General features: G+C 54.8%; 17 protein-coding genes. 4 read left to right on the forward strand and 13 right to left on the reverse strand.

Annotated elements, in window-relative coordinates; all coding sequences use genetic code 11:
- Positions 1 to 622: 622 nt before the first annotated feature.
- From MKX51_RS18880 to leuC, 12 genes are all read right to left on the reverse strand, one after another.
- The gene (locus tag MKX51_RS18880; RefSeq protein ID WP_076079220.1) at positions 623 to 1087 is read right to left on the reverse strand and encodes a GNAT family N-acetyltransferase; all 465 of its coding nucleotides are present in this window, start codon (positions 1085 to 1087) and stop codon (positions 623 to 625) included.
- Positions 1077 to 2267: a formate-dependent phosphoribosylglycinamide formyltransferase gene (purT, locus tag MKX51_RS18885; RefSeq protein ID WP_340944495.1), complete on the reverse strand. Its 1191-nt coding sequence runs from the start codon at positions 2265 to 2267 to the stop codon at positions 1077 to 1079. Before purT ends, MKX51_RS18880 begins: the two co-directional genes overlap by 11 nt.
- Positions 2268 to 2888: 621 nt before the next feature.
- The gene (locus MKX51_RS18890; RefSeq protein WP_340993462.1) at positions 2889 to 4850 is read right to left on the reverse strand and encodes a dynamin family protein; all 1962 of its coding nucleotides are present in this window, start codon (positions 4848 to 4850) and stop codon (positions 2889 to 2891) included.
- The gene (locus MKX51_RS18895) at positions 4769 to 6550 is read right to left on the reverse strand and encodes a dynamin family protein (RefSeq protein WP_340993463.1); all 1782 of its coding nucleotides are present in this window, start codon (positions 6548 to 6550) and stop codon (positions 4769 to 4771) included. Before MKX51_RS18895 ends, MKX51_RS18890 begins: the two co-directional genes overlap by 82 nt.
- 360 nt (positions 6551 to 6910) lie before the next feature.
- On the reverse strand, positions 6911 to 7177 hold the full coding sequence (locus tag MKX51_RS18900; RefSeq protein ID WP_036697991.1) for a hypothetical protein: 267 nt from the start codon (positions 7175 to 7177) through the stop codon (positions 6911 to 6913).
- 2 nt (positions 7178 to 7179) lie between these two features.
- Positions 7180 to 7887 carry an endonuclease III gene (nth, locus tag MKX51_RS18905; protein ID WP_036697993.1) on the reverse strand — a complete coding sequence of 236 codons (708 nt, stop codon included), beginning with the start codon at positions 7885 to 7887 and terminating at the stop codon, positions 7180 to 7182.
- Positions 7888 to 8099: 212 nt separating this feature from the next.
- The gene (locus MKX51_RS18910; RefSeq protein ID WP_340993464.1) at positions 8100 to 10916 is read right to left on the reverse strand and encodes an S-layer homology domain-containing protein; all 2817 of its coding nucleotides are present in this window, start codon (positions 10914 to 10916) and stop codon (positions 8100 to 8102) included.
- Between the two features lie 21 nt (positions 10917 to 10937).
- A complete protein-coding gene (locus MKX51_RS18915; protein WP_340939751.1) occupies positions 10938 to 11606 on the reverse strand; it encodes a GerMN domain-containing protein in 669 nt (222 codons plus the stop codon).
- Positions 11607 to 11711: 105 nt separating this feature from the next.
- A complete protein-coding gene (locus MKX51_RS18920) occupies positions 11712 to 13151 on the reverse strand; it encodes an N-acetylmuramoyl-L-alanine amidase family protein (RefSeq protein WP_340993465.1) in 1440 nt (479 codons plus the stop codon).
- Positions 13152 to 13350: 199 nt separating this feature from the next.
- Positions 13351 to 14928, reverse strand: a complete 1578-nt coding sequence (locus MKX51_RS18925; RefSeq protein WP_340993466.1) for an N-acetylmuramoyl-L-alanine amidase — start codon at positions 14926 to 14928, stop codon at positions 13351 to 13353.
- A 190-nt stretch (positions 14929 to 15118) separates the two neighbouring features.
- Positions 15119 to 15721 carry a 3-isopropylmalate dehydratase small subunit gene (leuD, locus tag MKX51_RS18930; RefSeq protein WP_076079215.1) on the reverse strand — a complete coding sequence of 201 codons (603 nt, stop codon included), beginning with the start codon at positions 15719 to 15721 and terminating at the stop codon, positions 15119 to 15121.
- Between the two features lie 29 nt (positions 15722 to 15750).
- The gene (leuC, locus tag MKX51_RS18935; RefSeq protein WP_036727197.1) at positions 15751 to 17175 is read right to left on the reverse strand and encodes a 3-isopropylmalate dehydratase large subunit; all 1425 of its coding nucleotides are present in this window, start codon (positions 17173 to 17175) and stop codon (positions 15751 to 15753) included.
- A gap of 168 nt (positions 17176 to 17343) precedes the next feature.
- Between leuC and MKX51_RS18940 the strand changes: the two genes are divergently transcribed.
- A complete protein-coding gene (locus MKX51_RS18940; RefSeq protein ID WP_340939746.1) occupies positions 17344 to 18255 on the forward strand; it encodes a LysR family transcriptional regulator in 912 nt (303 codons plus the stop codon).
- 98 nt (positions 18256 to 18353) lie between these two features.
- Here MKX51_RS18940 and MKX51_RS18945 read toward each other — a convergent pair whose 3' ends face one another.
- Positions 18354 to 18551: a hypothetical protein gene (locus MKX51_RS18945; protein ID WP_340939745.1), complete on the reverse strand. Its 198-nt coding sequence runs from the start codon at positions 18549 to 18551 to the stop codon at positions 18354 to 18356.
- Positions 18552 to 18994: 443 nt separating this feature from the next.
- Here MKX51_RS18945 and proB point away from each other — a divergent pair, with 443 nt between their 5' ends.
- The 3 genes from proB to proC are packed head-to-tail and all read left to right on the forward strand — an operon-like array spanning position 18995 to position 22301.
- Positions 18995 to 20098 carry a glutamate 5-kinase gene (gene proB / locus MKX51_RS18950; protein WP_036727210.1) on the forward strand — a complete coding sequence of 368 codons (1104 nt, stop codon included), beginning with the start codon at positions 18995 to 18997 and terminating at the stop codon, positions 20096 to 20098.
- A 58-nt stretch (positions 20099 to 20156) separates the two neighbouring features.
- Entirely contained in the window at positions 20157 to 21404 is a 1248-nt protein-coding gene (locus MKX51_RS18955) for a glutamate-5-semialdehyde dehydrogenase (protein WP_340993467.1), read from the forward strand.
- Positions 21405 to 21434: 30 nt separating this feature from the next.
- Entirely contained in the window at positions 21435 to 22301 is an 867-nt protein-coding gene (proC, locus tag MKX51_RS18960; RefSeq protein ID WP_340993468.1) for a pyrroline-5-carboxylate reductase, read from the forward strand.
- Positions 22302 to 22397: the final 96 nt, after the last annotated feature.

The raw sequence follows: 22397 nt of genomic DNA on the forward strand, positions 1-22397 counted from the left end.
GGTTAAGCTCATACGCAGGGTAATTTACTATATAGGCTGCCTACATATTATGCAAGGAAATATTGTTTGCATTCGAAGAGTATTGGGAAATACGAATAGAAGATTATTGGGAAATAAGAATAGTGAGAGGGAAGAGTAGGGGCCAGCGGAGCTAGTACAGCATCAGATTTAAATTAGTGAAAACCGTTTGTTGCAGCGCCCGAGTACCGTACCCACTCATAGGCGATGAGCTTAATTGTATTTTGTACAACTAAAACGTCTGGTTTGCTCCCCAGTAGACGTTTAGCTGTATTTCGTACACTTAAAATCCCCGCTTTCCCTGGTTTCCACCCGTTGGGGCAGATTTAGTTGTACAGATTACAGCTAGAAGAGGCAAGCCTTGTTTTTCGCTGTTTTTAAGTGTACATTCTGCAACTAGCCCTGAATGTCTACTTGGAACTACACGCCATAAAGCACTGCATAGTTGAACTGAATTAACTTCTTTAGGTCTGATGCTCTACCAGAGGGACCACGGCGGGCACTTGTTCGGCGGATTCAGGGGTATTAGTGCACCTTATTTCCTTCAACCAAAAAAAACCATCCCGATTACGCCGGGATGGGGATGTTCGGTACACGTATAGGATTATAGCAGGGCTTTGTTGAAGCGGTAGCCTGTTGTCTTTTCAAAGCCGATATGGCGGTAAAACGCATGTGCAGGTGCACGTTCAACGCGGTTGCCGCTCCGCAGGAACAGCTGGCAGCAGCCTTGATGGCGTGCCCATTCTTCCGCTGCAGCTACGAGTCTTTTGCCAAGGCCTTGTCCTCTAAGCTCCTCTGCTACGATCAGCGCGGTAATCTCCGTAATACAATCGGCATGCTTGTAGTAGGACTTCACCTGCCGTAAACCGATCATTCCCACAACTTCGTTATTGAGCTCTGCGACCAGTGTGCAGTGGAACGGATCATGCTCCATGCCTTCCATTCTCTCTTTCATCACGCTAAGCGTTGTCGGATAGCCGAATTCACGCAAAAGGGCTGTCACTCTCTCCAGATCATTCATGCCGCATTTGCGAATTTGCAGTACCTGCTCCTGAGTACTACTGTTCATCCTTGTATACCTCCACTTGTAGCTTAGACGCAGCCTGCTTGGCCGTCATCCGCGCGATTTCAATATCTTCCGCTGAACTGAGTGTTACTGCCATCCGCCGTCCTGGGCGGATCTCCGGCTTGCCGAATATCCGGACCTGCGTGCGGGGAAGGGCCAGCGCCTCTTCAATCCCGGTCACCGCAAAAGCTTGTCCGGCTCCATCAGTCTTCAGGGTGGCCGAAGCTCCCGGTGTCAACAAACGTACCGCTTCCAGCGGAAATCCAAGAATGGCTCTGACATGCAGAGCAAATTCCGACAAATCCTGCGTAATCATTGTAACCATACCTGTGTCATGCGGCCGGGGGGACACTTCACTGAACAGAACCCCATCCGCGGTGAGAAACAGCTCCACACCAAAAATTCCATAACCGCCAAGCTGATCGGTAACCTTCCGGGCGATGGCCTCAGCCTCTTCCAGCTGCGCCCCGCTCATCTGATGCGGTTGCCAGGACTCTACATAATCCCCATCCTGCTGAATGTGGCCGATCGGCGGACAGAATACGGTTCCGCTAACCGAACGGACGGTAAGCAGTGTGATCTCGCTCTCAAACGTAACAAAAGCCTCCACGATGACGCGTGTTCCCTTCGCACGAGCGCCCTCAAGCGCCGTATTCCAGCAGCCTTCCGCATCCTCAGGTGTTCTGCACACACTCTGGCCTTTGCCGGACGAGCTCATAATCGGCTTAATCACACAAGGTGTTCCCAGCTCCTGCACGGCTTGACGCAGTTCATCCAGACTGTCAGCGAACCGGTAAGCCGCTGTAGGCAAGCCCAGCTCTTCTGCCGCCAGACGGCGGATGCCTTCGCGGTCCATGGTCAGCCGTGCCGCACGGGCAGTAGGAACAACCAGGAATCCTTCTTCCTCCAGCTCCACCAGCGCACCGGTAGCAATGGCTTCAATCTCCGGTACAATCAAATCGGGCTTCTCTGCACGGATAAGCTGCTTCAGTGCCTCTGCATCCAGCATGTCCAGTACATAAGAGCGGTGGGCGACGCCCATCGCAGGTGCCGCTTCATAACGATCCACAGCTACGGTCTCTACGCCAAGGCGCTGAGCTTCGATAATGACTTCCTTACCCAGTTCACCGCTGCCGAGCAGCAGCAGCTTTTTACTCCGGGCTGATAAAGGAGCTCCCCACATTGTCGACTCCAACCTCTTTTCGCAAATTTGTCTGCTGACTTCTCTGTTTCTGTAAAATGTCGCAGTTTGATTGTAAATTTTCAGTCTTCTTTATTTTCATCCATCATCCACCAGATTGCAAGCGTTCTTCGACATTTTCCTACAAACTTCACAGATGGCTGTTCAACAGACAAGTGAAAACGGTTTTACTATCCCTTTTAGGGGGCGGCACCATTTCATTGAGAAATACAAGGATATGTTATCAAGTGCATTGAACAAATTCATCCTAACGGATGAATAGGATTACCTACGCTCCGGCACAATGTATGCTGTTTTTCACATACATTCGGGCCACGCGCCTGTTTGAGAGCACAATGTATGCTGTTTTTCACATACATTTGGGCCACGCGCCTGCTTGAGAGCACAATGTATGCTGTTTTTCACATACATTCGGGCCACACGCCTGCTTGAGAACACAATATATGCTGTTTTTCACATACATTCCGCCTTTAGGTGAGATCAGATACACTCCTGCTCCTCACGGCGAGTCTTCAGCCACAAAGTCAATCTATGCATCATTCAAAAAACTCCTAATCACAAATTTAGCACACCTTGGCCACAACAGGAGGAAACTATAGGTTCCTATACAACGGCGAAGGCCTGCTCCTGAAGCCGTAATTCTTCGGCGATCCGGCCCCAATGCTCCGCACCATCACCTCCCTTCAGCAGTGCCGACATGGCTGCCTCCTGTTCGGACAGGCCTTCACGCAGCTGATCTGCGGCCTGGGATAAGGCGGCTGCCGCTGCCTCGGTATAGAATGTCAACAGAGAGTCCTCCTGTCCTTGCGCCGCCGCAGCCACCGCTTCTTTGAACCACGGCTCGGCAGCCGCGCGGATCTCTGCCCGGCCCGGTCCCTCAAAGAAGTGGCGCGGAGATTTGAAGCGGCTCCACAGTCCGGCCCAGTCCAGCGGAGCCAGAACGCAGTCCAGCTTCGCCGGTGCCGGCCAGCGCTCATCCGGATTCTCCAGCAGCTGAAGCTCCTGATCCGGGATGGACAGCTCGGCTGCAGCCGCTGTAGCCGCCTGGGTCACGAATCTGCGCCCTGCCGACTCCAGACGCAGGGTCGTTGCCCACAGCTCCTGTTCCAGTTCACGCAGAATACTGCGCTCCAGCTCCCGCCCGCAGGCGATGAAAATGTCCTTCAGGTTCCCTCCGTCTTCCCGGAGAATAGAGGGATGGAAGGACTCCTGGAAGGAACGCCCGAAGGAAAAGGCAATCCGCTGCCGGACATGATAGAGCAGCTCCGCACCTTCACGGCGCAGGTCCCTGAGCGGGCGGTCTTCCTTAGCAAGTGCGGACAGCCGCAGATTCGCCGCTTCCCGGCGCTGCCGGAACTGCTTCATTCCCTCCTCCTGCTGGTCTGCCTCCATCAGCGCCAGCCGTTGCCATTCTTCGGCGCGCCCACGCACCGAGCTTAGGCTGTCCTTGGCCGCTGCCAGGGACAATCCCGGCAGCTCCTCACCGGCAAATGCGGAGAGGGCGGCTTCAAAGCTGCCAAACCGGGAGGCCTCATAGGCCTCCACCGCTCGGCTTGATTTGCCCTCCAGCGCAAGCAGGCTGGACACGCTGTAGATCCGCGGCGAGGTCAGGCCTCCGGCCCGCAGATTTTGCGCCACATGCTGCTTCACCTCTTCAAGCTCAGCCTCGTCCGCTGCGAGGTCTGCGGCGTTGATGATGAAGAACATTTTGTCAAGCGCGAAGCTGTCCTTGATTCTACCCAGCTGGGCAAGCAGGCTGCGGTCAGCCTTGGAGAAGGCGTGGTTATAGTAGGTCACGAAGCAGATAGCATCGGCATTCTTCATGTAACCGAAGGTTACACCGGTGTGCCGGGCATGCAAGGAATCCGCTCCTGGCGTGTCTACTAATACAATGCCGCTCCGTGTCAGCGGGCTGTCATAATACAGATCCGTGCTCTGCACAAAGCAAGCGCGCTTCTCGTCTGCGACCAGACTGCGGTATTCCGCCAGACTGACCGTCCGCTCTGTTCCGAGCAGCGGACGGGATTCCTCCCATCCGGCGGCAGCTGCCCGCAGGAAGCCGGCATGCGGCAGCGCGGACGGATGGAGCCCGCCGGTCTGCAGCCGGGCCACGGCTGCGGTCCACGACTCGTGCTGCGGCGGTGCCAGCTGCAGCACGCTGAAGGAATGGAGGATGTCCTCCCAGACCTCCTCCGCCCGCTTCATGGTAATGGCCGCCGTCCCGTGGGCGAAGCTGCCCTCCGGCGCCAGAATCCGCCCGACGGCAGCCGTTGCCGGATGCGGCGACACGGGCAGCACCTCTTCGCCCAGCAGGGCGTTGGCGAAGGAGGATTTGCCGGCGCTGAACGCTCCGAACAGCGCCATCGTAAAGCGGCCGCCGGCGAGATCCTCCGCCCGCGCCGCCAGGCTGCGCGCAGCCGAGGCCATGGCCGGCTCGCTCCGCAGCACCCCGGCCGCCGCGTGCAGCGCCGCTGCGGCCTGCGTCAGCCGGCGGCGCCCGCCCGCCGGCGTTGCCGTACCCGCCGCCCAGGCCGGGGCGGCGTTAGGGCTTGCCGCCGCTGCCACGCGCGGCGGCGGTTCCGGGCTGGCGGCGCTGAGCGCGCCAGCCGCCAGGGCGGCACCCCCGGCAGCGCGCCGGGGGTGAGGGGGCGGCGCGGCGGCAGCAGCGCCGCAAGGGCGTCCGCGCGGGCGGCAGCCGCGCGGTCCAGGGCGGCCAGCGCGGCGTGGGCGTGCGCCTGCCGCTGCAGGGCCGCCCGGCGGCGCGTGAGCTCCGCGCGCCGCTCCTCCACCAGCGGCGGCAGCGCAGCCAGCAGCGGCTCGCCGAAGGCCAGGACCGCGCGGCGGAACTGCGCCTTAAGCTCTGCCGCAAGCGTGCGGCAGAAATTAAGCAACGCCTCGCCCGAAGCCCCGGTACCCGGCTTCACCTGATCCGCCAGCCACTGCTGGCTCACCGCCGGGAAGGCCTGCTTCAGCAGAGGCTCTGCCTCCTCCTGCCACAGCTCCAGGCCTTCCGCCCATTCGCGCACCAGCTGGAGAGTGTGCCACTCCAGCTGGGCAGTGATCTCTCTCTGCTGAAGGCTGTGCCAGTGCAGCAGCCGCGCTCCCTGCTCCTTCTCCCGCTTCGCAGCGGTGAAGAACAGGCCGCGCCGGAAGCCTGGCTGGAGGCTCTCGATGTATGCGCCCGCCGCGTCCCGCAGATCAGCCGGCATCAGATTCGTGTTGCCGAGCAAGGCATCCAGTCTGCTGCGCAGCTCAAGCCGCGCCTCTTCAGGCAGCTCCTCCAGCGATGCTTCCTCCTGCATCGTTGCCCGGATCTCTGCTTCCACAGCTTCCGCCGCTGAACCGCCTGTCTCTTCCAGCAGCGCCGCCCGCTCCTCCTCCTGCTGCTCACGATAATCCGCCAGAACAGCATCCGCAGTATGATGCATGGAGCGGGACAAGCTGTACTCCAGCAGCTCCTGCCGCTGCTCCAGCAGACCGGAGATCACCGCCAGCAGATCCTTCCACTGATTCAGCGGATGCTCCTCCACCTTAAGCGAAGTGAACAACAGTCCCGCAGAATGAATCCCCCATTCCCGGAAAGCGCTTTCCACTTGCTGCTGGTATTCCACCAGCGGAATTTCCTGCTCCCTGTGCTTGTCGATCTGATTAATGATCAGGTACAGCGGCTTGCCCCAGTCGCTAAGGCTTTTGGCAAACGCCAGATTATTCTCCGACTGCACATGATTGTAATCCATCACGTAGAACACGGCATCCGCCAGATGCAGCGCCGAGCGGGTCGCCGCCTGATGCCCCTCATCTGTCGAATCTACGCCGGGAGTATCCATCAGCACCCCGTGATTCCCAAGCACCGGGACATCCTCCCACACCTCTATCGCTGAATATTCAGTCCCCTGGCGGCAGTAATCCTGAAGCCGGTCAGGCGTAGTCTGGATTACCCCGGGATTCCCTCCGGTGCTTCCGTCCACCGGATGAAGCAGCACCTGCGGCGCTCCGCTGCGGATCGATACAATATTGGCGCTGGTTGGAACCGGACCCGAAGGCAGCACGGCCTTACCGCAGAGCTTGTTAATCATGCTCGACTTCCCCGCCGAGAAATGTCCGCAGAATGCGAGTGTCAGCTCATCCGCCTGCTCCTTGACCTTTAGATCCGCTACGATCTGCGCACTCTTCTGTTCTCCCCATTGCCTCAGCCGCTCCTCAAGCAGCCTAAGCGCTGATGACCCCGCTGTAACCTGCTTCACTCTTTCCCGTTCTGCTCCCACAACATCCCCGCCTCCGCTGCAATCTATAGCTACTTTCATTATTATTACATTTGTATGATTTATCTCACTGCAAGAATAGAACAATTATATTTTATCATCAGATCGTCACAAATCAAATGTCCACATTTACAAAATCAGCTATAATCCTTCACGAAAAACTACACTTTGCAGATTGCATTGCATTCCCTCGCTTATCTATAAGCACAAAATAACCCCACAAAGTGGGGCTTTAGCGTAGGTGATGACTCAGATACTTTGCGGGGACCCCAAAACATATAAATTCATATCTTTCAAAAAAGAGGCTGCCCCGGCAGCCATATCATGGCTATGGGACAACCTCTCTAATCAACTCCAACCGAATTAAGCTGTTTCCAGCACCGGAAGCAGGATTTCAAAGACTTTGCCGTGCTGCAGAATGGTCAGGCCACGGGATTTGTCTTTCATTACGACAACCTCTGGCTTCGCGGACATACGCTCCAGGTAGAACTCAGGCACATCGCCGGAATGGCTGATTGTGATGCCTTCCACTTCCTGCTCTTCGTTCTCTTCCATCGGGCTGTCCACAACGCGGTCAAAAATATCAGAGAACGCTTCAAAATTATCAGTATATACAGAAATGCACTTCATCTCTATCCCATCCTCTTCTTCTCTAATTCTTGGTTAGCTTTCGTATGATCCTTAGCTTTCCTGATTACAGCAGTTTTCATACGTTTTTTGCCCTCCCGGCATACATCCAGCAGCGGGCAGATCTGGCACCCGGGATTCTGAGCCTTACAGTGATATCGCCCGAAAAAGATCAGCCGGTGGTGCGTCAGCGTCCATTCGTCACGCGGCACCGCCTTCATCAGCTTCTTCTCCACTTCCAGCACGGAATCTTTCCAGCCCGCAAGTGCGAGCCGTTTGGCTACCCGTTCCACATGAGTATCCACGGCAATCGCCGGAACGCCAAACGCATTGGAGACGACCACATTGGCAGTCTTGCGTCCGACACCAGGCAGGGTTACCAGCAAATCATGGGCCTGCGGCACTTCACCCCCGTACTGCTCAATCAGGATTGCGCAGAGGTTCTGAATATGCTTGGCCTTGTTGCGGAATAGACCAATCCGCCGGATATCCAGCTCCAGCTCTTCCAGCGGCACTGAGATATAGTCGATCGGAGCCTTGTACTTCTGAAACAGGTCCTCGGTCACCTTGTTCACTGTTGCATCCGTACATTGGGCTGAGAGCAGCACGGCTATAGTAAGCTCAAAAGCGTTGCTGTGATTCAGCTCACAATGTGCATCAGGGAACATGCCTCCGATAGTGTCCAGGATGTGGCGGACCTCTGCAGCTTTCATAGCGTCCCCTCCACGGAGCAGGTATGACTGTAAGTTCTCTTACAGCATATCTTCTCAAATCTGAAGAAATATAAGCAAAGATACATTATATCGTATACTTTCATAGCGTTCAAGCGAACACCCTGCTGCCCTTATATTTCAAAAAAAACGCCTTGATCCAAGGCTAAACCAAGGATCAAGACGGTGTTTCACACGGAAAATCACCAAAACGATTATTGTTTCACAATTTCTACAACCTTGCCGTTGTTGAAATACATTATAATATTATCATTTTCTTTGAGAGATTGCACGGATAAAGTCGTGTCACCTTGATGAATATATACATTTGGGGCAAGCCCAAACGTATAATTATCAGTCAGCGTGGCGCGTTTGGTCAATATTTCATTCGTTGCGCTCTCATAACGGGCGAACGTCCGGTTCAACTGACTGAACACGGAGATGATCACTACACCGCCGGCATCCTTACGCACCAATACCCGGTCTGCTGTGGTAAGTCCGCTCAGGGCGTTCGTTGCAACACCGTCCCGGAGGATTCTCACTCCGCTGCCCGCAGTGAACGGCTGGGAGGCTCCCGTATAATCCTTCACGGTGAACGTACCTGCTGCGGCATCCACTGCCGTTACCTGTCCGGCAACCTGTTTCACCGACTGCAGGGACAGCGGTGTGGAACCGTCGAAGCTGAGATTCACGAAATCTCCGGCCTTCAGCTCAGTCAGCGCGATCTTCTGGCCTGCTTCGTTGGTAAGCGGCACATTCACCAGGTTCAGCTCGCTGCTGTTGCTGCCACCCTCAAGCTTCACGGTCATTTTGTTAGTGCCCGCATTGATGGTAGCAATCTCGAACTGGGACGAGCCGTTCACCCGCAGCACGGAGATGAGCTCCTGATTGCTGGCAAGCACTGCCGTTACCGGCACATTGAGCGGAACATCGGTGATGACTGCCCCGCTTTTGCCAAACATTTCAATGGCCTGCGGATAAGACATCGTCAGCAATTGTCCATTGCCCAGCTTGAACACAATCGTTCTGGCCGAAGTATTGATAGCCGTCAGAGTGCCGGAATATTTGGTCGTCAATTCAACAGACATTGCACGCTCATTAATGGAGGTCACATCAATCTTGCGGTTCTCAACCAGTCTGGACCCCATGGTGGTCAGCGAGGTGGTAAGCAGGCCGCCGTACGACATCTTTGTTTTCTCGTCCATTTTGACCACATGAGCCTTGCCGTTATTGTCCGTGAAGGTCAGGTACTGGGTCTTGGCGTTATAATCTACAACGGTAGCAGCCGCGTACTGTTCAATCTGGCGGCTGAGCACCTCAATCTTGGTCACCTGATCATTGCTGTTCAGCGTAAGCTGCACATTGTCTCCGCCTGTTTTGTCAGCAATCAGGTCAGCCATCACCGGACTTACAGCATTCGGAATCACAATGGCCGGATTAGTAGCAAGCAGATTAACCTCACGGGTGCCATCGCTCTTCTGATAGACAATCGTTGAATCTGTCAGCTCATAGATGAAGCCCTTCACTATGCGCTCCACTCCCGAGGTTACTTCCACAGAACGGATCGCATTATCCTTGATGGTATACGAGACAGCAGCACCGGCTTTCAGCTCTGCGGGCTGAATAATAGAGCTCTGGGAGCTGAACAGCGTAGTCCCTTCTTCCCATTTGAAGGTTTCTACTGTGCCGTCGGCATTCTTGAATGTAATGCTCTTGGCAGCAGTGTCAACGCTTTGAACCGTGCCTTTAGCCGTCTTGTTCACAATACCGGAAGTGACCTGCACCTTCACAACCTTGCGGGAGCCGGTGAAGGTTTCACGCAGCAGCGTAAGCTTGCTGCCGGCGGTGATCGAAGCAGGCTGAATAACGGCTCCATTCACATCCAGGAAGGCCGTGCCTGAATCGTAGGGATATTGATCATATCCGTTCGCGGAATCGACCCAGATGATACCCGGCGTATGCTTGGTGAACACACCTTCCGCCTGCTCAATCTGAACTGCCGGGTCTGTCAGCTCCACATATGCTGCGCTATAGGTGGCTCCAATTACAGTTACTTTGGTATAGGGCTGGATCTCGTTCAATGTGATGCGATTCTCGGAGGCACTGGTGTAGTAGGCAGTATTGGCATTCAGAGTGAATTCCAGCGTATTGCCGTTAGTGTACAATCCCAGCTTGCCGTCCTTGAGAGCACTTATTGTTCCTTTGAACGTATTGTCGTATTCCAGGCTGTTATGCGCTTCAGCACGGCTGAAGAAGGTAGCCAGCTGTGCACGGGTCACAGCGCCTTGCGGATCGAAGCGGTTGCCGGTCAGCCCGTTAGCCAGTCCCAGCTCCACCGCTGTGTTAATATAGCCGCGTTTGTTCGCGGACACCTTGGCATCATCGGCAAAGCCTGTCGGCCGGCCCGCAGCCGCAGAAGCGGATGCACTCTGGCCAAGCGCACGGATCAGCAGCTCAGCAACCCATTCACGGCTGGCCTTTCGCTCGCCCCACGAGCTTTTTAGATTATCTGCAGCCATCTCCGTGGTCTTGTCCAGCAGTCCTTGCTGGAAGGCCAGGATTACATATGGCTTATAATAGTTCGTAACCACAAAATCATTAGGCAGCGCAACTTCGGTACTGGTATTCACATTTCCCTGCAGCTTCATGAAGCGCAGCGCCATCAGCACCGCTTCCTGCTGGGTCACAGAATCGCCAGGACGGAACAGGCCGTTATTGCCGACCACAATTCCCTGGGTTGCCAGCTTATAAATATGCTTTTCGGCCCAGAACCCCGTCTTGACATCACTGAAGATCCCTGAACCAGTTGCAGCCGTCTGCGAAGCCGCTGCAGCAACGGTTGCCCCGGTTGAAGCGTTGTCGGCAAAGGCAGCCCCTGCCCCGCCAAGCACCATCGCACCGGCCAGAACGGCAGATACCGCTTTTACAGAATAAGATTGAACCGTACGCTTTAATCGTTTTGGACCGGACAATTCGATATTCCCCTCTCTATGGCTTATCTGGATTTCTATGTTGTTAATTTCGTTAGCCATCCGGCTTATTCCTGCCTAATGCTACAATCCGTTGTTCTCGCGGGTGATGGGATGTACAAGATCCACATGCCCCATCAGACTCTCCACCTGTTCTCCGTCTACCAGCACATCGATATTCTTCACTTCATCGAACTGGAAGAACATCTGGGACAATGCCCCGATTGCCAGAGCCTCGCCGCCTGCGCCAAGCTGTGCCTCGTCCGGCTTATGAATATCCATCACAATCTGTCCATTGGAGAACTCAAGTGATTTCAGTTCAATCTTGTTCCACAGCGGAATCTGGTCAGCATTATCGCTCTTCTGGAGTGTTTTGAAGGCTTCCGTATATTTCTCCACCGCATCCTTGAAGGTGATGGAGACATCAGCAGGAACCAAGTCGTTCTGTTGCAGGTCTGTATAATACGTCTTGATCTTAAGGCTCTGCTTCTCAGGCACTGCCGGTGCCTCCGTAGCTGCCGGAGTGACCGTTGCTGCAGGCTCAGGCGTGCTTGTAGCTGCCGGTGTGGCAGTGGAACTAGCAGGACTAGCGGGACTGTCATTCCCGGCATTGTTTCCTTCAGCGCCGCTGGATACCGAGGTTGAATCCTGACCGGACGCATCGGCCGGTGCAGCAGTAGGTTTATCGCCGCAGCCCGAAATTACGAGAAGCAGCAGCGCAGCGATCCCTGCATATGTCAATTTCTTGTTCATTTGATTAACCCCCTCAGATGAATATGGGCAGGAGGGACCGCAAAGTCCTTTTGACCGCAATATAGGGTCTTTATCCGACTCTGCGGCCCCTGCTGCCGCCCGTTGTTATTGAATCCCGAGATACTCTTTAATTCCGCTGACCATCGATGCGGCTACATTGTTCTGCAGTGCTTCAGTGAACAGCAGAGCCTCGTCTTTCTTATTGCTGAGATAGCCCACTTCAAGCAGTACCGCAGGCATCTTCGTCTCGCGTATCACATGGAAGTTGCCGTAACGCACTCCCCTGTTGCTAAGCCCGGTCGCCTGCACAAGATACTTGTGCATCACATTCGCCAAGGCTTTGCTGTCCCCGCGCTGATAGTAGGTCTCCGTTCCGCTCGCAGCCGCTGATCCGCTGCTGTTGGCATGAACGGATATGAACAAATCTGCACCGAGGTTATTGGCCATTGCCGCCCTTTCCTTCAGTTCCAGGAAGGTATCATCGCTGCGCGTCAGCACCACGTCAATCTTGTTCTCCTGCCTCAGCAGTGCAGCCGCCTTCAGAATCACAGCCAGGTTGAAATTCTTTTCATATTTGCCGGTAACGCCTACAGCCCCTGAATCCTTCGCGCCATGTCCGGCATCGAGCACAACCAGCTTACGCCCGCTGTTGCCGGGCTGCGTTGAAGTGTCGCCTGGAGCCTGTGCGTTCAAATCAATGACAATGAGCTTGGAGGAATCCCCCGATACCTCTACGCTATAATTTTTGGGGGTATTAAGATCAATTACAAATCGGACAGTATAAGGATTAGTGCTATACAGCGAATAGCGGATACCGGAGACATCCGGATAATCCGTAACTGTCAGGTTCCCGTTCAGGTCAGGATCAAGTATTTGTCCTGTTCCGAATATATCCGAGAACGTGGCATTCGGCAGATCAACGATGATTCGGTCCGGACCGCTGATCTTAGAGACCTTAGGCTCGGCATTGCCGTCTATGGCAATCGTGAACCGGTTCTCATTGAAGCTGATGCCGTTGATCATGCTCAAGCTGCTTGAGGGTTCTCCCGGCGGCACTACAACCGTCCCTCCGTCTCCATTACTTTGTCCCGGGTCAATGTTAGGGTCGGAAACGGGCGGGGTAATAAGATCTACAACCTTCTTCGTGTTATCCCATTTGACCGTAAGTCCGAACTGCTCACCAATGAACCGGATCGGTACGAGCGTCGTGCCGTTCCGCAGGAGAGGGGCCGTTGACATCATTACCGTCTTGCCATCGACGGATGCCGCAGTCTGATCTACGATCAGCTGAATGGTCTTTCCCTGCTGTTCAATCTTGATGGTCTTGCTTGTCTGATTCCAATCCACCTTGTATCCAAGGTTCTCAGCGATCATTCTTAGCGGCACCATGATGGAGTTATTTACATTTTCCACCGGAACGTCTTGTCCTGCATTCAGTTCCTGGCCATCCAGGAAGATCTTGTTCTGGCCAGCAGCGGCTTGTCCATGCCCTGGCAGCACCACAACAAAGAGCAGCAGCAACAGCATAAAAGCAAATTTCTTCATTCTTCACCTCTAAGACTCTAGTATTCCGCCCCCAATCGAGCGTTCTTGATGGCATGCCAACTGACAACCTTCGACATAGTGTAGACGCCTTTAGAACTTAAAAGTTGCGAATAAATCCCAACCAAAGTGGAAATGTCTGTGTATTCCCTATAGCTAAAAGGTATGTAGTGCGGTTACAGACAACTCCGCTGATGCAGTGTTACAAACCAAGATATTCCTTAATTCCAGCTACGATTTCGCGGGCCAGATTATTCTGCAGCTGTTCACTATACAGGCCTGCTTCATCCCCCGCATTGGTCAGATACCCCGCCTCCAGCAGAACCGCAGGCATCCGGGTCTCCCGGGTAACATGCAGACTCTTCGAGCGGACGCCGTTGTCTTTGAAGCCGGTTCCCGCTACCAGATGCTTTTGCATAATTTCGGCAAGCGGCAGGCTCTCACTGCGGCTATAGTACGTCTCACTTCCGTTAACTTTGCTCCGGTTCGGATAGGATACATCCAGTGAATTCGCATGAAGGGATACGAACAGCGTAGCATTCGCCGCTTGGGCAATCTTCACACGATCCTGAAGACCCAATGTAATATCCGATGTACGGGTGTATACGACATCAGCCCAGCCTTCCTGCGTCAGAATAGCTCCGGCTTTCAGGATGACCGCGAGATTGAAGGTCTTTTCCAGCTTGCCTGTAAGACTAACCGCACCCGATTGCTTCCCCCCGTGTCCGGCATCAAGCGCAATAATCGGTCTTCCGGTGAATCCCGGATTCACGGGTGCCCCCGTTTCGCTGCCCGTTGCATTGAGATCGATTGTGACTAGTCCTGTACTCTCATCTGTACTTACCTGATAATTCTGGTAGCCCGTAGTCTGGATTACGAACCTGACCGTCGGGGGATTCGTACTGAACAATGCATAACGTATTTCAGTTACAAGCGGGTAGCCGCTCACATCCAGCTTGCCCTGCGGACTTCCTCCAGTAGATACGCCCGGGAAGCTCCCGCTGAAATCAGGGGCAAATGCCGCTCCGGCAAAATCCACTACAATCCGGTCGGGTCCGGTAACTCTCGTAACCGTAGCCTTGGCTCCTCCGGCAGCGGCTACAATCAGCCGGTTCTCGCTGAATACCGCCCCTTTCACTACTGGGGATGTAGCTGGCGGAGTCGGAGTAGCTATAACGCTTCCGTCCAATTCCTCCAGAGTCTCTGTGCCGCTCTGAGGCGGATTGGTCGGTGAAGGACTCGGAACCGCCGCTGGAGGTGCTTCTGTTGATGCTGATGGAACCGGAGTAGCTGACGGCAGCGGATCTGAAGCGATTGGCGCTGTCTCTGTTAACCCTCCGCTCAAGTACACCGTCTTATCCGTATTGTCCCACCCGACGCTAAGACCGAATTGCTCGCCGACAAAGCGGATTGGCACTAATACCGTCCCGCCGTTCTGCTTGGGCGCGGCATTGAGCGTCAGGTTAACCCCATCGGCTTGTGCGGTAGTGCTGCCGACTGCAAGCTGTACGGATTTGCCGTCCTGCTGGACAGTTACCTTGCGGCTGCTCTGTTCCCACAGCACTTCGAAGCCCAGATTCTCCACTACTACACGGATCGGAATCATAACGCTTCCATTCACATTCTCGAGGATTACCCCCTTGGGCAGTGCAAGCTCCTTGCTGTCCATCACGATCTTACCGGGGGTTGTTCCGGCTGCCGCAGCTTTGTGGCCGGCGAATGACAGGAGGAGCAGTGGCAGCAGCAGTAGAAGCAACACCCGTTGTCCGGCTTTCTTCATCCTTTCCTCTCCTTTGGTCCATTGATAGATTTGCAGATAAGATTAAGACGACAACAATCCCCAAAAGTTGCCTTCGCAGGCAATAATATCTCGATTATAGCAAAAAAACTTCTATTTCCGACACCCGGAAATAGAAGTTTTGTGTAAATATAAGAACAAATACGCTTCAGCCGTTAACTTATCTTATCACTTAGGCAAAAAGCTTGGCCGCATGACGCTCTTCATAAGCGGCAATCTCATCAGCATGCTGAAGCGTCAGGCCGATATCGTCCAGCCCCTGCAGCAGGAACTGGCGGCGGTGCTCATCCAGCTCAAAGGTGATGGCCAGACCATACTCATCACTCAGCTTGTTGTTCTCCAGATCCACTGTAAGCGTGTAACCCTCATGCTCTGCTGTGCGGCTGAACAGATCGTCTACCTGGGCCTCTGAGAGCTTGATCGGCAGAATGCCGTTCTTGAAGCAGTTGTTATAGAAAATGTCGGCATAGGATGGCGCTATGACCACTCTGAACCCGTAATCCATGATGGCCCAAGGCGCATGCTCCCGGGAGGAGCCGCAGCCGAAATTCGCGCGGGAGATCAGCACAGAGGCTCCCTCATAACGCGGTTTGTTCATCTCGAATGCCGGATTGTCATTCCCTGCTTCATCAAAACGCCATTCGTAAAATAAAAATTGTCCAAAGCCTGTGCGCTCGATCCGTTTCAGGAACTGCTTGGGGATGATCGCGTCCGTATCTACATTCACCCGGTCTACCGGGGCTACAATTCCTGTTAACTTCTTGAATTCTTCCATTGCTGAATCCTCCTGCTCTCTTGATTATTCTATGAGTTGACGGCTTCCGTCTTGTAGTTCCAGTCACGCACATCCGTGAAGCGTCCTTTGATGGCTGCCGCAGCCGCCATGGCAGGAGAGACCAGATGCGTGCGTCCGCCGCGTCCCTGACGTCCTTCGAAGTTACGGTTAGAAGTAGAAGCGCAGCGCTGGCCCGGCTGCAGAACATCCGGATTCATCGCCAGGCACATACTGCAGCCGGCTTCACGCCATTCGAATCCAGCTTCGGTGAAGACTTTGTCCAGACCTTCCTTCTCGGCCTGCATCTTCACGCGCCCGGAGCCTGGCACAACAATAGCTGTAACTTTGTCAGATACCTTATAGCCTTTGGCTACTTCAGCTGCAGCGCGCAGATCCTCAATCCGGCCGTTGGTGCAGGAGCCGATGAAAACATAATCAATTCCGATCTCGGAGATCGGTGTACCGGGAGCCAGATCCATATATTCAAGCGCCTTCTCGGCTGCTTTGCGTTCATTCTCGGTAGTGAAATCAGCAGGGTTAGGTACGGTGGAGTTGATATCCGTTCCCATACCAGGGCTAGTTCCCCAGGTAACCTGCGGGATCAGTGTTTCTACATCGAATTCGACCACAGTATCATACTGGGCGCCTTCATCACTAACAAGGCCCTTCCAGGTCTCAACGGCGGCATCGTACGCTTCACCCTGCGGCACATATTGACGTCCGCGCAGATAGTTGAAGGTTGTCTCGTCCGGTGCGATCAGGCCCGCTCTTGCTCCGCCTTCAATCGACATGTTGCAGACGGTCATGCGCTCTTCCATCGACAGCTCACGGATAGCTTCGCCGGTATATTCGATAACATAGCCAGTTGCAAAGTCCGTTCCGTATTTGGCAATTACGCCGAGAATCATGTCTTTGGCAGTCACACCCGGATTACGTTTGCCGGTGAAGCGCACTTCCATGGTCTTGGCCTTGGATTGCTGCAGACACTGGGTGGCAAGCACATGCTCCACTTCGCTGGTGCCGATCCCGAAGGCCAGTGCACCGAAGGCTCCGTGTGTGGAGGTATGGCTGTCCCCGCAGACAATCGTCTTGCCGGGATGGGTCAGTCCAATCTCAGGTCCCATGACGTGAACGACACCTTGGTCAATATCATTCAGGTCAAACAATCTTACGCCGAAATCACGGCAGTTCTGCGAGAGCGTATCAATCTGCTGCTTGGAGATCGGATCGGTAATATTGTAACGGTCCTTGGTAGGCACGTTATGATCCATTGTCGCAAAGGTAAGTCCCGGACGGCGGACTTTACGGCCGCTCAGACGCAGCCCTTCAAACGCCTGCGGAGAAGTAACCTCATGAACGAGATGCAAATCGATATAAATAATGCTCGGCTTGCCTTCTTCCTGATGAATAACGTGATTATCCCAAATCTTCTCAAACATTGTCTTGTTGCCCATGAATTTCACCTCATAATAGTAGAATCGTTCCTATTGACGAGAGCGTGGAGTCTCTCTTGAATGTTCTAAATATAACATCGCCACGTTTATAATTCCAAGATATGATTTCTATAGGGTTTATAGGTTATACTTATAAACAGATGATCTACTCATTAAAGGAGCTTATGTATGGAACTCAGACAATTGCAATACACGCTGCAGATTGCTGCAGAACGGAATTTCTCCCGTGCGGCGGAGAAGCTGCATATCGCCCAGCCCTCGCTCAGCCAGCAGCTGTCGAAGCTGGAGAAGGAGCTTGGCGTACTGCTCTTCCAGCGCAATACCAGCTCTGTGGAGCTGACCTATGCCGGTGAGAAGTTCGTTGAACAGGCCCAGGGGATTATCGATGCCGTTGAACTGCTGAGACAGGAGATGTCCGATATCTCCCAGCTTCGCACTGGACGCGTAATGGTTGGCAGCATGCCGATCACCGGAGCACATCTGCTTCCGCATGTGCTGCCTGTATTCAAGAGCAAATACGCCGAGGTTGAAATCACCCTGCTGGAGGACTCATCCATGAATCTGGAGAAGCTGACAGCCAGCGGCCAGACGGATCTCAGCCTGCTCTCCCTGCCACTCGAAATTCCAACCCTGGCCTACGAGGTGCTGGGTGAGGAGCGGATCGATCTTGCCGTTCCGCCGGGGCATCTGCTGGCCGCCCGCGAACCGCAGGGCATCCGCACCAGCCTGGCCGAGCTTAAGGATGAAGCATTTATCGTGCTTAAGGAAGGCCAGGGCTTCCGTAAAATGACCGTGGAATTATGCCGCGAAGCCGGATTCGAGCCGCGGATCGTCTTCGAGAGCAACAATATGGAGACGGTCCAGTCGCTGGTTGCTGCCGGGATGGGCGTTACTCTGGTGCCTCACTTTATCGCACGCGCTGCCAGGAGTGAATTCGTACCGGTCTACCTTCCGCTGGCTGAGCCGGTGCCAGGCCGGACGCTGGTCATTGCCTACCGGCGCGGACGTTACTTGTCCCGTGCAGCCGAAGCTTTTATCGAGACCTTCAAGGCAACCGTGGCCGGACTGACCGATAACTAGCCCTCATACAATCAGCCTTATTCATGACAAATGCCCGTCCTGCTTAGCAGACCGGCAGGACGGGCATTTCTTCTATACTTAAGTTAAGGTATCCATAATTATTTACGCAAGTTATGCTGTGAGATCAGACGGTTCTGATCATCTGGCAAGCGGGCTGTACTCTCATCCACAGGCCCCTTCGTACGGGTGTCCCCGGCCTTATCTTCTACAAATTCGCGGATCGCCTGGTTTTGAAATTCGGCGGCTTCTTTGGCATTTTGATTCTGCTCCTGCCTTGCATCGCTGTTCTTACTCAAATCAATCCACCTCCTGTGTAATAGATTATAAGTATTTTACCCCCTGCCCCGCAGGATAAACATAAATCGCACCGGCAACACTGCATGAAAAAATTTATCCGCGGCTCTTTGCAAACCCTGCTGCCCCATGGTATCCTAAGTGACAAATAGTGAAACGTGCTGACGGGACCAGTAAGAATGGACGTATATTCGTGTGCAGAGAGTAAATTCCTGAAGGCTGGGAGAATTTACCGCGAAGGTCCTTTCCGAATCCTACCCCTGAGCGGCCTGCTATGCAGGACGGATACTCCCGTTATGAGAATGAAGTCGGATGAACCCTCATCAATGAAGGTGGTACCGCGGAAGTTAATCAAGCTTTCGTCCTTTGCTAAGTCTAAGGATGGGGGCTTTTTGTCATTTTCGGGCGTTACAGGCATTTCAATTCGAGAGGAAAGTGAAAGACAATGACGTCAAGAATTGTGGTCAAAATCGGCAGCAGCTCACTCACAGGTCCCGAAGGCGGCCTTAATCGTGAGGCGGTCGCCTTCTTCGCCGCCGAGATTGCAGCGCTCCGCAAGGACGGCTGTGAAGTGCTGCTGGTCACCTCCGGGGCGGTCGCAGCCGGCTTCCGGGGCATCGGCTATGCTTCCCGCCCAAGGCTGCTGCATGAGAAGCAGGCGGCGGCGGCGGTAGGACAGGTTATGCTGATGCAGGCTTATCAGGAGGCCTTCGCAGGCCACGGTATACCCACTGCTCAGATTCTCCTGACCCGTACGGACTTCTGCAGCCGCCGGGCCATGAACAACGCCATGATGACAGTTGAAGAATTGCTCCGCCAAGGCGCCGTGCCCGTGTTCAACGAGAACGATACGGTATCGGTGGATGAGCTGAAGTTCGGTGACAACGATACCTTATCGGCGCTGGTTGCCAATCTGCTGAAGGCCTCGCACCTGCTGGTGCTGACCGATATGGACGGCGTCTACAGCGGCGATCCCCGCAAGCACCCGGATGCTGTGCGGTATGAGCACATAGAAGAGATTACGCCTGAGATCTACGCTATTGCAGGCGGTGCGGGCTCAAGCGTGGGCACCGGCGGCATGCGCTCCAAGATCGATGCGGCCAAGATCGCCACGCGGGGCGGCGTGCCGGTCTTCGTGGGCCAGGTTAAGGAGCCGGGGGATTTATCGCAGGCCGCAGCCGGGACGGGCAAGGGCACTTATTTTGCCACCACACTCTCCTCTCTGCCGGTCAAAAAACAATGGCTGGGCTTCATGTCTACCCCGCTAGGATCACTGTATGTCGATGACGGTGCTGTTGAAGCGCTGCTCCACGGGGGCCATAGCCTGCTGCCAGTCGGGGTTAGACGTATTGAGGGAAGCTTCCATTCAGGGGATGTCGTCGAAGTGCTCGGCCCGGATGCGAAGCTGCTTGGGCGGGGCATCGTCAATTATGATGACAGCCAGCTCCGCAGCATTCAAGGGCTTCCGAGCCGCGAGATTGTGCCCAAGCTCGGTGAAGTGCACCGGCTGGAGGTTATCCACCGGGACGAATGGATCACACTGCGTTAATCTTGCACAACCTATTGTATATCCATATGCCAACATCATTTTTTGAGGAGGAATTGCCATGAGTGAAGTGGTTAACAAGACAACGCTGGCCAAAGCAACGACAGGGGTACTCGCAAGCCTGACTACCGCCCAGAAGAATGAAGCCCTGCTGGTGATGGCTGCCGCCCTGCGTGCCGAAGCTGATTACATTATTGCCGCCAACGCCGAAGACCTGGAACGCGGCCGGTTGAACGGCACACCGGAGTCGATGCTCGACCGGCTGGCCTTGGATGCGGGACGGATTGACAGTATAGCCGAAGGCTTGCAGCAGATTGCTGTTCTGCCTGATCCGGTTGGAGACAATCTGGAGACGATCGAACGGCCAAACGGCCTGCACATTGAGAAGGTACGGGTTCCGCTTGGGGTCATCGGCATTATCTATGAAGCACGCCCCAACGTCACCGTTGACGCTGCCGGACTATGCCTTAAGACCGGCAATGCCGTGGTGCTGCGCGGCGGCTCCTCCGCCCTCTCCTCCAACCGTGCCATCGCCGAGGTGCTGCACCGCGCACTTGCAGGTACCGCCCTTCCGCCGGATGCCTTGCAGCTGATCGAAGATCCTAACCGTTCCTCCGTGGATGAAATGCTGAAGCTGAACGGACTGCTGGATGTCATCATCCCGCGTGGAGGAAGCTCTCTGATTCAGAATGTGGTTTTGAATGCCACCGTACCGGTTATTGAAACAGGAGCAGGCATATGCCATACTTATCTGGATGCAAGTGCCAATCCGGAAATGGCCCGGCGTATTAGCTTGAATGCGAAGGCCCAGCGGCCTTCGGTCTGCAATTCAATGGAGACACTGCTGGTTCACCGTGCCTACGCCGAAGAACATCTCGCCGCACTTGCCGAAGCCTTCCGCGAGGCCCGTGTGGAGCTGCGCGGCTGCCAGGATACCGTTGCTCTTATCCCTTGGGCTGTGCCTGCCACACCAGAGGACTTCGCTACAGAATACAACGATTATATTCTAAATATTCGTATCGTGGACACGCTGGAAGAGGCTCTCGGACATATCGCGGAATTCGGCACCAAGCATTCCGAATGTATTGTAACTGAAGACGCGGCGAATGCTGCACGCTTCCTGCAGGAGATTGACGCTGCAGCGGTATATCACAATGCATCTACCCGGTTCACGGACGGCTTTGAGTTCGGCTTCGGCGCCGAGATCGGCATCAGCACCCAGAAGCTCCATGCCCGCGGGCCAATGGGACTGCCTGCACTCACTTCAAGCAAATATATGATTCACGGCTCCGGCCAAATCAGGGGTTAACTCACTCAACTTATAGGGGGACTGCCAGCCATGTGCCAGCAACCAGCAATTCCGCTCATCAATCATAATATCGTTTTTTACGGCGCAGGCTCGATGGCTGAGGCCATTGTACGGGGATTGATTGCCCGGAATGTAGTGGAATCGGACCGGATTATTATGCTGAACCGCAGCAGCAGCGAGCGCCTGGCTGAGCTCCGCAGCCGTTACGGCGTGCTCGGCTATAATGCTCCCGAGTCCAAGCTCGAGGCTCTGCGCACTGCGCCGGTCATCGTTCTAGCCATGAAGCCCAAAGACGCTGCCGAAGCGCTCCGTTCACTGGGACCGCTGCTGTCGCCGGATCAGCTCGTCATCTCCGTCATTGCCGGGCTGACCATCCGTACGATGCAAGGCTTACTGGGTAATCCGCAGCCTGTGGTCCGCACCATGCCGAACACCTCCAGCTCCATCGGCCTTGGTGCTACCGGGATTGCCTTCTCCAAGGAGGTTGGCGAAGACAGCCGCCGCACAGCGCTTAATATCTTCGAAGCGGTCGGCCTGACGGCGGTCATTGACGAAGAACGGATGGAGACCTTAACCGGGATCTCCGGCAGCGGACCGGCTTACATCTATTACATGATGGAAGCGATGATCGCTGCCGGTATCCGCGGAGGGCTGCCGCTTGCGCAGAGCCGTGAGCTGACCGTCCAGACCGTGCTTGGCGCAGCCCGGATGGTGCAGCAGACCGGTGAAGAGCCTGCCTCCCTCCGCAAAAAGGTCACCTCGCCGAATGGATCTACCCAGGCGGCCATTGAAGTACTGGAGCGCGGCGATTTCTTCGAGACCGTCATTTCCGCCGTCAACCGGTGTGCGGAACGTTCCCGGGAGATGGGCTCGGCTCTGGAGCAGGAGCTGCACTAATTATTCGGCCTAGTTATTGATATTCTTACCACAACTTCTTACTACAACATAACAGCCCGCAGTTCCTTCCATGTGAAGGGACTGCGGGCTGTGTGC

Origin of the sequence: Paenibacillus sp. FSL M7-0420 (genome assembly GCF_038002345.1) — a bacterium.
Classification (GTDB): Bacteria; Bacillota; Bacilli; order Paenibacillales; family Paenibacillaceae; genus Paenibacillus_AQ.

What these genes read in the sequence shown, in the direction of transcription:
- MKX51_RS18880 (WP_076079220.1), bottom strand. Translation starts at nt 1,087, where the DNA reads ATGAACAGTAGTACTCAGGAGCAGGTACTGCAAATTCGCAAATGCGGC.
- purT (WP_340944495.1), bottom strand. Translation starts at nt 2,267, where the DNA reads ATGTGGGGAGCTCCTTTATCAGCCCGGAGTAAAAAGCTGCTGCTGCTC.
- MKX51_RS18900 (WP_036697991.1), bottom strand. Translation starts at nt 7,177, where the DNA reads ATGAAGTGCATTTCTGTATATACTGATAATTTTGAAGCGTTCTCTGAT.
- nth (WP_036697993.1), bottom strand. Translation starts at nt 7,887, where the DNA reads ATGAAAGCTGCAGAGGTCCGCCACATCCTGGACACTATCGGAGGCATG.
- MKX51_RS18910 (WP_340993464.1), bottom strand. Translation starts at nt 10,916, where the DNA reads ATGGCTAACGAAATTAACAACATAGAAATCCAGATAAGCCATAGAGAG.
- MKX51_RS18915 (WP_340939751.1), bottom strand. Translation starts at nt 11,606, where the DNA reads ATGAACAAGAAATTGACATATGCAGGGATCGCTGCGCTGCTGCTTCTC.
- MKX51_RS18920 (WP_340993465.1), bottom strand. Translation starts at nt 13,151, where the DNA reads ATGAAGAAATTTGCTTTTATGCTGTTGCTGCTGCTCTTTGTTGTGGTG.
- MKX51_RS18925 (WP_340993466.1), bottom strand. Translation starts at nt 14,928, where the DNA reads ATGAAGAAAGCCGGACAACGGGTGTTGCTTCTACTGCTGCTGCCACTG.
- leuD (WP_076079215.1), bottom strand. Translation starts at nt 15,721, where the DNA reads ATGGAAGAATTCAAGAAGTTAACAGGAATTGTAGCCCCGGTAGACCGG.
- leuC (WP_036727197.1), bottom strand. Translation starts at nt 17,175, where the DNA reads ATGGGCAACAAGACAATGTTTGAGAAGATTTGGGATAATCACGTTATT.
- MKX51_RS18940 (WP_340939746.1), top strand. Translation starts at nt 17,344, where the DNA reads ATGGAACTCAGACAATTGCAATACACGCTGCAGATTGCTGCAGAACGG.
- proB (WP_036727210.1), top strand. Translation starts at nt 18,995, where the DNA reads ATGACGTCAAGAATTGTGGTCAAAATCGGCAGCAGCTCACTCACAGGT.
- MKX51_RS18955 (WP_340993467.1), top strand. Translation starts at nt 20,157, where the DNA reads ATGAGTGAAGTGGTTAACAAGACAACGCTGGCCAAAGCAACGACAGGG.
- proC (WP_340993468.1), top strand. Translation starts at nt 21,435, where the DNA reads ATGTGCCAGCAACCAGCAATTCCGCTCATCAATCATAATATCGTTTTT.